This is a genomic window from Autumnicola psychrophila, assembly GCF_031846645.1.
In the GTDB taxonomy this organism is placed as follows: domain Bacteria; phylum Bacteroidota; class Bacteroidia; order Flavobacteriales; family Flavobacteriaceae; genus Autumnicola; species Autumnicola psychrophila.
The window spans coordinates 1-12,339 of sequence record NZ_JAVRHN010000019.1 but is presented as its reverse complement, the minus strand read 5'-3'; the positions used below and the strand labels follow the sequence as shown (position 1 = coordinate 12,339).

The window sequence follows — 12,339 nt, the reverse complement described above, 5'->3', positions numbered from 1 at the left end:
TCCCTTTCCATCTTTTTTTATCTTTTCTTTAAGAACCTAGCCTAACTCATTGAAAACTCCAGTTTTAAACCTGAAAGTTTTTTTTGCTTAAAATTGAAAGCTCCGGGCTTATCCCTAAGAAACGGTTTAAATTTGGCAATTATCGACCTTCTCCTTAATATATGTAGCAAAAGCTAATCTTTAAAAATTAGGTTCCTGCTTCAAATGATAGTTTTTACCCTTTCGGCTTTAGCTGCTATCGCTGATAAAGCCACCTTCCCTTGAAAAAAAGGAAAGGAGCTATATGCATGGAAAAGATCAAGCCTTCCAAATGCCAATTATCGGCATCTCATTAGTATATCTAGTCCCAGCTAATCTTGAAAAATCAAGTTCCTGCTTCAAATCAGGGTTTTTACCCTTCCGTCTTTATCTGCTATCGCCGATAAAGCCACCTTCCCTTGTAAAAAGGGAAGGAACTATATGCGTGGAAAAGATCATGCCTCAAAAATGGCAATTATCGGCAGTCTTTGTTCCAAGATGAGCTTCCAAAGTAATAATTGGTGTCTATAAATATAAGTGCGTTATGAGATGTACTTTTCACTTTTCACTTTTCACTTTTCACTTCCATTCCTGCGTTAGGGATAGCAGCGGCATCCTTATAGCGGAAAATAGTCTATGCCCTAATTTGGCAATTATCGACCTCCTTATATATACCTCACTTCTCCCCTTCTCCAAAAACCGCTATAAGATACAGCGGATAGCCAGGCCGCGACCTTTCCGGGAGCGGAAACGCCCTACTTAAAAACAAAAAAATTATACACTAAATAATAAAGAATTCAAATTCAGCCATAATCCTTCTTTAGGGAAAAATTATTTATAGAAAAGAATCTACAAAAATGCAATTTGAATTTATCTAAATATAGAAAAAAGAAATGGACCAGAAAAGGGAAAGGAAGTAAAACTTAGCTTCTCTTGTTATTTTTTTTTTCAGCACGCCATTTATCGGTTAATTCTATGTATTTGAAATCTAGCGCTGTAGCCTGCGGATCGAGAATATTTGCCTGAAAGGATCTCTGGAGTATGTCTTCTATGAGAAAATCTTCCTGATTATTTTTTGGATCGTATTCCTCCTTTAGAGATATATCAAATAAGCTGGCTGTAGTATTATACCAAAATGCGCGCCAGCCACTCTTGAGATTCCTTATAAGGTTAAAAGCTGTAGTTCCGGTTTGTCTGTGGATCAATTTCACCAGAATCTGCCCTTCGGTATGTGTCAACTTTTTTAGTTCTTCAGAAAACTGATCTTCTATATAATTCTGAACAATCCTGGTATATCTTTTACGGGAAGATTTTGATTTAATATCCTCTAACCTGCTGTTTAGCTCTACTAATCGTTCTGAAGCCAATTTGGCATAAGGATATACTTTTCTGGTTTTTCGCCTTAGTATAAGGTATTGCCTTCTTTCATCATTGCTGCTAAACTTCAATTTTCTTAAAATAACGACTTCATCCAGATCTATGCTCTTCCTGGGAACAGTATCACCAGCAATGATCATGTATGTTTCCTCTATGCTGTCATTTTCCTCTATATTTTCCTGAGCATATCCATTAGAGAAAACTATTCCCATTAATATTATCCAAATATATCTCACTCTTCCTTCTTAATTTTGAAAACAGATTTAGCTAAAACCATTCCAAAATTAATGAATCTTAAATTGCAAAGCATTTTATTCTTAGTAAATTCGTGGAAATTTTAAAAAGCATGAAAGCAGAAAACATTTTAGATAAAGAATCAGTTAATTTTCTTGAAAAATACCTAAATAATGCCGCTCCAACCGGCTACGAATCTGAAGGTCAAAAGCTTTGGATGGAATACCTAAAACCTTATGTGGATGAATTTTTTACAGATACTTATGGCACTGCTGTAGGCGTAATTAATCCTGAAGCAGAATTTAAAGTTGTTATTGAGGGTCATGCCGATGAAATCTCCTGGTATGTAAATTATATTACAGATGAAGGCCTGATTTATGTAATTAGAAATGGAGGAAGTGATCACCAGATTGCGGCTTCCAAAAGGGTGAATATCCATACCAAAAAAGGTATCGTAAAAGGTGTGTTTGGCTGGCCAGCCATTCATACGCGTAAAAAAGAAGAGGAGCAATCCCCAAAACTAGAAAACATTTCAATAGATGTAGGGTGCAGTTCTAAAGAAGAAGTTGAAAAATTAGGAGTTCATGTAGGTTGTGTAATTACTTATCCCGATGAATTCTTTATTCTAAATGAAGATAAATACGTAAGCCGCGCACTTGACAATCGTGTTGGCGGATTTATGGTGGCACAGGTTGCTAAACTTCTTAAGGAGAATAAGAAAAAGTTACCTTTTGGTCTATACATTGTCAACTCTGTGCAGGAAGAAATTGGACTTCGTGGTGCCGAAATGATTACACAACGCATTAAGCCCAATGTGGCCATAGTAACTGATGTTACTCATGATACCACTACGCCAATGATTGAAAAGAAAACCAATGGTTTGACAAAAATTGGAGACGGACCGGTTATTTCCTATGCGCCTGCCGTTCAAAACAATCTAAGGGAGCTTTTAATTGAAACTGCAGAAAAGAATAATATTCCTTTCCAGCGAATGGCATCTTCCCGTTTTACCGGAACAGATACCGATGCTTTTGCTTATAGCAATGGCGGTGTAGCTTCTGCTCTTATCTCGCTACCGCTACGTTATATGCACACAACAGTTGAAATGGTGCATAAGAAAGATGTCGAAAACGTGATTCGGCTAATTTACGAAAGTGTCCTCCAGATCAAGGAAGGCGAAACTTTCAGTTATTTTAAATAAAGTTGATCCAAAGTATAAATTTATTACTCCTTTTCAGGCGCTTCTGAAAAGGAGTTTTTTATTTCTGTTAGCTTAAGTTTCACATTATTTTATCAGGTCCCGGTTTGATTTCAGATTATATTGTACAAAAAAAAGCATGACTCTTTCTCCTGAAGAGGTAAATACTATCATAGAAAATCCGAGAGAAGCCATAGAAATGGCTAACCTGGTTTATATTTTAGAACATCACTTATCTATAAATCGGAAAAAAGTAGGAAGAGGTTTCGCTTACTACAGAGAGGATGAAAAAGTCTCTGATAGTAAAACTCTTAAGCGCATAAAGAAACTTGTAATTCCTCCAGCCTGGAAGAATGTGCGTATCACGCATCTGGAAAACGGCCACTTACAGGTAGTGGGTCGTGACGATAAAGATCGGAAACAGTATATGTACCATCCTCTATGGACGAAAATCCGGAACCAGACAAAATTCTTCAAAATGGCAGCCTTTGGAGACAAACTCCCAAAAATCAGGAAACAAGTTGATGAAGATTTGGATCTCCCGGAGATGAGCAGGCGTAAAATCCTGGCTCTTGTTATTCGTCTAATGGAAGAAACACATATTAGAATTGGCAACGACTATTACGCTAAAAATAACAAAACCTATGGACTTTCAACCTTTCGCTCCCGTCATGTAAAGACCTATAAGAATGAAGTGAAGTTCGAATTTATAGGAAAAAAAGGCAAAGAACATTCCATAAGCGTAAAGGATAAACAACTCGTAAAACTCATCAATCAATGTGAAGAAATTCCGGGATGGGAACTTTTTAAATTTTATGATGAAGATGGGAAGAAACATGCCATAGACAGCGGTATGATTAATGAATACATTCATGAACTGAGTGGAGATATGTTTTCTGCCAAAGACTTCAGGACCTGGTCTGCCTCAAAGATATTTTTTGAAACCCTGAAAGAGATTGGGTATACTGAAGATGAAAAAGAAAACAAGAAAAACCTGATCACCGCATTTGATGCCGCCGCTACCGGACTGGGAAATACCCGCAGCGTGTGTCGCACATATTACGTGCACCCTAAAATTTTATCTTCATATGAAAATGGAGAAATTGTTCCCTATTTTAAAAGAGTTAAAAACGACGAAAACAAAAATTACGCTTCACTTTCTGAAACAGAAAAAATCATGCTAAAGATGATTAAAGATTATGAGATCGAAATTTGACATTTTCAGGCATACGCTTAGAAGTTTCATTTCTTAGAAACTCCTGTTTCTCTTTTTGTAAATTAGCGGTATGAAGAATACCATTGCAGCAAGAATTGCCGACTTTTTAAAAGAATTTCCGCCCTTTTCTCTTCTGGAGGAGAAACAACTCCTTACAATTTCTAAAGATGTAAAGGTTATTTACATGGAAAAAGGAAAACCTGTCTTTAGAAAAGGAGAAAATGGGCATGAACATTTCTACATCGTTAATAAAGGTGCCATTGACCTTCAAAAGATTAATGAAAATGGAGAAGCAGAGACAATCGACAAATGTGACGAGGGCGATATTTTTGGTCTCAGGCCTTTATTTGCCAAAGAAAACTACCTCATAAATGCTGATACTGATGAGGAAAGCATTTTATATGCTATTCCTATTTCCATTTTTAAACCAATAGCTGAAAATAATTCCAGGGTAGGTAATTTCCTGATAGAAAGCTTTGCATCTAATACCCGAAACCCATATTCACCTGAACACCGCGGGCAGTTGGTTACGGATAATACTGTAGACTTTAAAACAGATGCAATGTACGAATTGCAGCCTGTACCAATAGTAAAAAAGATCGTGACGGTACCACCGGAAACGACGATAAAGACCGCTGCCAATCTCATGAGCAATAAAAAAGTAGGATCTATTTTAATTACCGAAAATGAAATTCCTATAGGTATAGTGACTGATATGGACTTCAGAAAAATGGTAGCTACAGGAAGATTAAGTATAGATACCTCTGTTTCTGAGATAATGACTTCCCCTGTAATCTGTTACTCCCGGAATATAACCATCGCGCAAGCCCAGTTGACCATGATGAAGCATAATATAAATCACATTTGTATCACAAAGGACGGCACTCCCAATACCAGGGTGAAAGGAATTGTTTCTGAACATGATATTATTGTTTCCCAGGCCAATAATCCTTCCGTCTTAATGAAGGCTATTAAACGGGCACGAAGCACTAAGAAACTTAAGAAAGTAAGGAACAAAATAACACAACTTTTAAGGGGATACCTGGATCACAATATTCCACTAACGCATATTTCAAAAATATTTTTTGAGCTGAATGACGCCACTATTAAAAGAATCATTGACCGTTGTATAGAAAAAATGGAAACTCCGCCACCTGTTAATTTCGCATGGCTTTCGCTAGGTAGCCAGGGACGTAAGGAGCAGTTACTGCATACCGACCAGGATAACGCTTTGGTTTTTGAAGATGTTCCTGAAGAAAAACTGGAAGAAACCAAAGAATACTTTCTGAAGCTGTCGAAAAAAGTCACAAAACGGCTGAGCATAATTGGCTATGAATTTTGTCCGGCAGAAATGATGGCCAGGAATCCAGATTATTGCCTGAGCTTAAAGGAATGGAAAGAACAATTTTCTGACTGGATTGTAGAACCGGGTCCCGATCAAATTTTACTCTGTTCCATTTTCTTTGACTATGATATCTCCTATGGCGACGTTAAATTATCGAACGAATTGGCAGATCATATTTATAAAGAAATAGAATCATATAAAAAATTCCTGACATTGCTGGCGGCAAGTGCACTGCGGAATCCTACACCGCTCGGTTTTTTCCGCCAGTTTTTAGTGGAGCATGATGGGGAAAACAAAGATTTTTTTGATATTAAAAAACGTGCTATTACTCCGCTTACTGATGCCGGAAGGGTACTAAGTCTCTTGTACCAGGTAAAGAATATAAGCAATACTGCCGAAAGGTTTGAAAAGTTGGCGCAACTGGAGCCGGCAAACAAAGAACTTTACCTCGCCTGCTCCTACTCTTCCAAGGCATTGCTTAAATTCAGGACAAAACAAGGTTTACGGCATAAAGACAGCGGCAGGTTTATTAACCTTCAGGATTTGAGTAAAGAAGATAAAATAAAACTCAAACGCTGCTTTAAAAGTATTAAAGATGTTCAGGAGTTAATTAAATTCAGGTTTGAAATTTCATCCTACTTACCATGATTTTAGACTGGTTTAAAAGAAAGGAGCCGGAGAATCTGCCGGATTTCTGGAAAGCTTATGCAAAAAAATTTGAAGAGAAGTTACCCGAGAAGGCTTTAGACACAAGATTTGTTGTTCTCGATACAGAAACTACAGGTTTTGATTTTAAGGAAGACCGGATGCTATGCATTGGAGCTGTGAGTGTGCAGCACAACCAGATAAACATGGCAGACAATCTTGAAATTTATATTGAACAGGAAAAATTTAATCCCGAATCTGTTGAAATACACGGAATAATAAAAAATGAAAAAGTAGCAACTTTATCTGAAGAAGAAGCGGTAAAAGAATTCCTGAAGTATATTGAAAATGCAGTCCTTGTGGCACACCATGCAAACTTTGATATTACTATGATAAACAAAGCATTGAGACGTATGGAGCTTCCAAAATTAAAAAACAAGATTCTGGACACAGTAATACTTTATAGAAAGACCCGCATCCTTTCTAACCTTATCGATAGGGATAAAAATTATTCGCTCGATGAAATTGCTGAAGCATATACTATTGATGTTTCCGACCGGCATACAGCAGCCGGCGATGCATTTATTACAGCTATTGCTTTTCTGAAGATTATGGGCAGACTGAATAAAAATGGGCAAATGAAAAGAAGTAGCTTATTTAGATATTAAAAAAGCTGTTTCAGGATATTCTGAAACAGCTTTTTTAAAAGTTCTTATTGTGCTATTTACAAAGTAGTATCTATTAATTCCTGAACGATTTCCGGATTTAATAATGTAGATGTGTCTCCAAGATTAGAAGTATCATTAGAAGCTATTTTTCTCAAAATCCTTCTCATAATTTTACCACTTCTTGTTTTGGGCAAGCCACTTACAAACTGAATTTTTTCAGGTTTAGCAATTGGTCCTACTCTATCAGAAATCGACTGATTAATTTCCTTTCTTAAGTTATCCTGATTTCTGGATTCCCCAGTTTCCTTCAGAATAACAAAGGCATAGAGCGCGTTTCCTTTAACATCGTGAGGGTAACCTACAACCGCAGATTCTGCCACTGCCGGATGCTCATCTATCGCATCTTCTATAGGCGCCGTTCCAAGGTTATGTCCGGAAACTATTATAACATCATCTACCCTACCCGTAATCCGGTAATATCCGACTTCATCGCGCAAGGCACCGTCACCGGTAAAATATTTATTTTCATAAGCAGAAAAATAAGTATCCTTGTAGCGCTGGTGATTTCCGTAAATTGTACGGGCCATTGAAGGCCATGGAAATTTAATACAAAGTCTCCCATCTACCTGATTCCCTTTTAATTCATTACCATTCTCATCCATAAGTGCCGGCTGAATTCCCGGGAATGGCAATGTTGCATACGTAGGCTTCGCAGGTGTCACATAAGGAATTGGAGAAATCATTATTCCGCCTGTTTCCGTTTGCCACCAGGTATCTACAATAGGGCTTTTATTTTTACCAATATTGTCATTATACCAGTGCCAGGCCTCTTCATTAATAGGTTCACCAACAGAACCCAGAACCTTTAACGAAGAAAGATCATACTTTTCAACGAACTCAATATTCCGCTTAGCGAGCGCACGTATGGCTGTTGGAGCTGTGTAAAACTGGTTCACCTTATGCTTTTCAACCACTTCCCAAAAACGACCGTAATCAGGATAAGAAGGAACACCTTCAAACATTAAAGTTGTAGCGCCGTTTGCCAGTGGTCCGTACAAAATGTAAGAATGCCCGGTAATCCAGCCAATATCTGCAGTACACCAATAAATATCTTCCTCTTTATACTGAAAAATATTCTTAAACGTATAAGCCGTATATACCATATAACCTCCGGTAGTATGCACCATCCCTTTGGGAGTGCCCGTAGAACCTGAAGTGTAAAGGATAAAAAGCGGATCTTCTGCATCCATAACTTCCGGTTCGCATTCTGAAGAAGCTTCGTCCAGCAAAGGCTGCAACCATTTATCCCGGCCTTCTTTCATGTTAATATCTGAACCAACTCTTTTTGCTACCAATACAGTTTCTACATTAGGACAATCTTCCAAAGCTTTGTCAACAATTCCTTTTAAATCCAGCGTTTTATTTCCACGGAAAGAACCATCAGAAGTAATCAACATTTTGCAGTCTGCATCATTTGTACGGGTAGCAAGCGCTGTGGCCGAAAAACCTGCAAAAACAACAGAATGGATTGCACCAATCCGCGCGCAGGCGAGCATAGCTACAGAAAGTTCCGGGATCATGGGTAAGTAAATACAAACCTTATCACCTTTTTTAATTCCGTTACTCCTAAGTACATTTGCAAATTTATTTACCCTTTCCAAGAGCTCTTTGTAAGAAATATGCAGCGATTCTTCTTTAGGATCGTTAGGCTCCCAGATAATTGCCGTTTTATCGGCACGGGTAAATAAGTGTCGGTCAATGCAATTTTCTGTGATATTTAGCTTTGCGTTTTCGAACCATTTAATTTCGGGTTTAGAAAAGTCCCAGCTAAGAACATTATCCCACTTCTTACGCCATGTAAAATGTTCTTCTGCCACTTCTTCCCAAAAATTTTCAGGTTCTCTGACAGATTTCCGGTATACCTGAAAGTATTCTTCTAAATTTTTAATGCTGTAATTACTCATATTATTATGAATAGTTGGTTAAAATAATTTTTCTTCGGAAAATGATTCTCCTTATAATAATCAGAATGTAATCTATGCTGAAAAGCACCTTCTTTTATTAATTTCTCTGATTGAAACATAAATCTATTGAAAATTGACTAAATCAGCAGTAGTTTTTTATGTTTTTAACCGGAAATTTGCCAATAAAAAAGCGATATAAAATATATCGCTCATAGTCTTTTAGACGTGACCAGATTTATCGACAAATGAGTATTATCTGTTCCTCATCTGGTCTCATATCGAAAATTGCCATTTTCGGCATAGGTCCCTAACGCAGGTAATTCAGGACATTTTGTTCAATCCGTTGCTGAATATTAGAAACATTAGCTTTTTGAAATTCTTCGCCGGTAATTTTTTCATAAAGTTCTATATATCTTTCCGAAACAGATTCAACATATTCATCACTCATTTCAGGTACTTTTTGTCCTTCCAGCCCCTGGAAATCATTCTGGATAAGCCACTGCCTTACAAACTCCTTCGAAAGCTGCTTTTGCGGCTCCTTTGCTTCCTGACGCTGCTCGTAACCCTGTATATAGAAATAACGCGAAGAATCAGGGGTATGGATTTCATCTATCAGTACGATTTTCCCATCCTTTGTTTTTCCAAATTCGTACTTCGTGTCCACGAGAATCAGTCCTCTTTCCGCAGCAATTTCAGTCCCGCGTTGGAACAATTTTCGGGTATAATCCTCCAGGACTTTATAGTCTTCTTCAGAAACAATTCCTCTTTTTATAATGTCCTCTCTTGTGATATCCTCATCATGGTCACCGTGTTCCGCTTTTGTCGCCGGAGTAATTATGGGAGTCGGAAATTTGTCATTTTCCTGCATCCCTTCAGGCATTTGTATTCCGCACAAAGTTCTTTTTCCCGATTTGTATTCCCTGGCAGCATGTCCCGAAAGATATCCGCGAATCACCATTTCTACCATAAAAGGTTCGCAGGTTTGTCCTACGGCCACATTAGGGTCTGGAGTTGCCTCCAACCAGTTAGGCACAATATCTTCGGTATCCTTCATCATCTTTGTTGCGATCTGATTCAGGATTTGTCCCTTATACGGAATGCCTTTAGGCATTACCACATCAAAGGCTGAAAGCCTGTCGCTGGCAATCATTACAAGCCGTTCATCTTCTAAAGCATATACGTCACGGACTTTCCCTTTGTAAACAGATTTCTGCCCGGGAAAATTAAAATTTGTCTTTGTAATTGTATTATTCATTAATAAAGGAGATTCTATAAAATTTAAAGTAAGAAAATTCTAAAATTCAATTCTTCCAATGAAGACTTCCCAGTTTTTTAAAACCTGGTAGGTAATACATTTTATTATTCAGTATGTTCAATTTCTTTATAAGCTGCAATTACTTTTTTCACCAGCCTGTGTCTTATCACGTCTTTATCATCCAGATGAATAATACCAACACCTTTTACGTCTTTCAAGATTAACAGGGCTTCCTTTAAACCAGAAATCACCCGCCGTGGGAGATCAATTTGCCCGGGATCGCCGGTAATCATAAACTTTGCATTCTTACCCATCCTGGTAAGAAACATTTTCATTTGGGCATGCGTAGTATTTTGTGCTTCATCCAGAATAACAAAGGCATTATCCAGGGTTCTTCCCCGCATAAAAGCCAAAGGCGCAATCTGGATAATTCCTTTTTCTATAAAGGTTTCCAGTTTTTCGTGTGGGATCATATCGCGCAGTCCGTCGTAAAGCGGCTGCATATATGGATCCAGTTTTTCTTTAAGATCTCCCGGAAGGAATCCCAGGTTCTCTCCTGCCTCTACCGCAGGCCTGGTAAGAATAATCCTTTTTACCTGTTTTTCCTTAAGCGCTTTTACGGCAAGTGCAACGCCGGTATAGGTTTTCCCGGTTCCTGCAGGACCAACTGCAAAAACCATATCGTTCTTAAAACTCAGTTCGACAAGCTTACGCTGATTGGCAGTTTGTGCTTTTATCAGTTTTCCACTAACTCCATGAACTAAAACCTGGCCGCTTGCTTCAGATGCGCTGTAATCTTCTTTACTATCACTGGTAAGTACCCTTTCAATTACATTTTCGTCCAACTTATTATATTTTCCGAAATGGTCCATCAACATATTAAAACGCATATCGAATTCCTCCAGCATTTCTTCGTCTCCAAAGACTTTAATTTTACTGCCCCTTGCAACAATTTTTAATTTAGGAAAGTACTTCTTAAGAAGCTCTATATGTTCATTCTGCTGACCAAAAAATTCTCGTGGATTAATTTCCGAAAGTTCGATTACAAGTTCGTTCAAAAGCCTATGGTTTTATATTAATGTTAAATGGAAAGTATCTCAAATTATCAACTGTTTTTCAATTTCTATATTCTAGCCACACCTGTTCGGCACCGCCTGTTTTTACTTGTTAAGAAGTTTTATTTTTACCCCATTTCGAATTGTATTGAGTAAAATAAAATTATCTTCGCTTACTATACAAACTTAGGTAAAAAAACCCGTTACAACTTAAAAAATATATTAACATTCATATATGGCCATCATCACTTTAACTACCGATTTTGGAGAGAAAGATTATTTTGCAGGAGCGGTTAAAGGAGCTATTTACAGTGAATTGAATGAAGTACGGATTGTTGATATTTCTCATTCAGTTTCTCCATTTCATATAAGTGAGGCTGCATACATTATCAAAAACGCCTACAATAGTTTTCCCAAAGGAAGTATACACATAATCGGTATCGATTCTGAATTGACTCCGGAAAATAAGCATCTAGCGGTTTACCTGGATGAGCATTTTTTTATTTGCGCTAACAACGGGATACTTTCTTTACTCGCTTCGGAAATAAATCCTGAAAAAATTGTGGAAATCAATATCCACGACAAGATTGAAACTAATTTCCCGGTGCTGGATGTTTTTGTAAAAGTTGCCTGTCACCTGGCGCGTGGCGGTACCCTTGAAGTTATTGGCAAAAGCATTAGTGAGATTAAATACCTCAAGCAGCTTGAGCCTTTAGTAAATTCAGAGAAAAATCAAATCATTGGCCATGTGCTCTATATCGATAACTACGGAAACGTGGTGACTAATATTACCCGAAAATTTTTCGAAAGTGTTGGTAAAGGCAGGGATTTTGTAATGAGTGCACGAATGGTTACTTTTTCTGAAATTTATGAAACCTACAGTGATGCGATAAATTTTGATCTTGAAAAGGAAAAACGTGGAGAAGAAGACGGTAAAAAGCTCGCGGTTTATAATTCCGCAGGATATATAGAACTTGCTATTTATAAAAGCAATCCGCACACGGTAGGCAGTGCTTCCAGTCTTTTTGGTCTGGATCTGCTGGATACCGTCACTATTAATTTTGAATAAATGCTGGTAAGAATTGTAAAAATGAGCTTTGCTCCTGAAAATATCGAAACTTTTCTCAATAATTTTGAAGAAAACAAACTGAAAATCCGCGCATTCGAAGGTTGCGAATTTTTAGAATTGTACAGAGGAAAAGACAATACTAATCAGTTTTTCACGTATAGTTACTGGGAGAATGAACAAGCCCTAAAAAACTACCGGAATTCAGAATTATTTAAAGCAGTCTGGGCAAAAACCAAAATCCTTTTTAACGAAAAACCCGAAGCCTGGAGTGTGAGTAAGGAATGGAGTAGTGAAG

General features: G+C 37.6%; 10 protein-coding genes. 6 read left to right on the top strand and 4 right to left on the bottom strand.

The window, feature by feature from the left end; translation table 11 throughout:
- Positions 1 to 941 precede the first annotated feature (941 nt).
- Positions 942 to 1,607, bottom strand: a complete 666-nt coding sequence (locus RM541_RS17220; protein WP_311501374.1) for a DUF4294 domain-containing protein — start codon at positions 1,605 to 1,607, stop codon at positions 942 to 944.
- A 134-nt stretch (positions 1,608 to 1,741) separates the two neighbouring features.
- Here RM541_RS17220 and RM541_RS17215 point away from each other — a divergent pair, with 134 nt between their 5' ends.
- The 4 genes from RM541_RS17215 to RM541_RS17200 all read left to right on the top strand — a co-directional run bounded on the left by RM541_RS17215 (position 1,742) and on the right by RM541_RS17200 (position 6,701).
- Positions 1,742 to 2,830 carry a M42 family metallopeptidase gene (locus RM541_RS17215; RefSeq protein ID WP_311501373.1) on the top strand — a complete coding sequence of 363 codons (1,089 nt, stop codon included), beginning with the start codon at positions 1,742 to 1,744 and terminating at the stop codon, positions 2,828 to 2,830.
- Positions 2,831 to 2,966: 136 nt separating this feature from the next.
- The gene (locus tag RM541_RS17210; protein WP_311501372.1) at positions 2,967 to 4,043 is read left to right on the top strand and encodes a DNA topoisomerase IB; all 1,077 of its coding nucleotides are present in this window, start codon (positions 2,967 to 2,969) and stop codon (positions 4,041 to 4,043) included.
- A 70-nt stretch (positions 4,044 to 4,113) separates the two neighbouring features.
- A complete protein-coding gene (locus RM541_RS17205; protein ID WP_311501371.1) occupies positions 4,114 to 6,036 on the top strand; it encodes a DUF294 nucleotidyltransferase-like domain-containing protein in 1,923 nt (640 codons plus the stop codon).
- Entirely contained in the window at positions 6,033 to 6,701 is a 669-nt protein-coding gene (locus tag RM541_RS17200; RefSeq protein WP_311501370.1) for a 3'-5' exonuclease, read from the top strand. Before RM541_RS17205 ends, RM541_RS17200 begins: the two co-directional genes overlap by 4 nt.
- Positions 6,702 to 6,757: 56 nt before the next feature.
- Here the strand turns inward: RM541_RS17200 and acs are convergent, their stop codons facing one another.
- The 3 genes from acs to RM541_RS17185 form a co-directional block, all read right to left on the bottom strand.
- Positions 6,758 to 8,665: an acetate--CoA ligase gene (gene acs / locus RM541_RS17195; protein ID WP_311501369.1), complete on the bottom strand. Its 1,908-nt coding sequence runs from the start codon at positions 8,663 to 8,665 to the stop codon at positions 6,758 to 6,760.
- 307 nt (positions 8,666 to 8,972) lie between these two features.
- Complete coding sequence (locus RM541_RS17190; protein ID WP_311501368.1) at positions 8,973 to 9,920, bottom strand: phosphoribosylaminoimidazolesuccinocarboxamide synthase; 948 nt, start codon at positions 9,918 to 9,920, stop codon at positions 8,973 to 8,975.
- 104 nt (positions 9,921 to 10,024) lie between these two features.
- Positions 10,025 to 10,978 (bottom strand): PhoH family protein, encoded by a 954-nt coding sequence (locus RM541_RS17185; protein ID WP_311501367.1) that lies wholly within the window; start codon positions 10,976 to 10,978, stop codon positions 10,025 to 10,027.
- A 232-nt stretch (positions 10,979 to 11,210) separates the two neighbouring features.
- On the opposite strand from RM541_RS17185, the gene RM541_RS17180 reads away from it, so the two are divergent.
- Complete coding sequence (locus tag RM541_RS17180) at positions 11,211 to 12,044, top strand: SAM hydrolase/SAM-dependent halogenase family protein (protein ID WP_311501366.1); 834 nt, start codon at positions 11,211 to 11,213, stop codon at positions 12,042 to 12,044.
- Positions 12,045 to 12,339, top strand: a 295-nt coding sequence (locus tag RM541_RS17175; RefSeq protein ID WP_311501365.1) for a putative quinol monooxygenase, incomplete at its 3' end; no start/stop codon positions are given.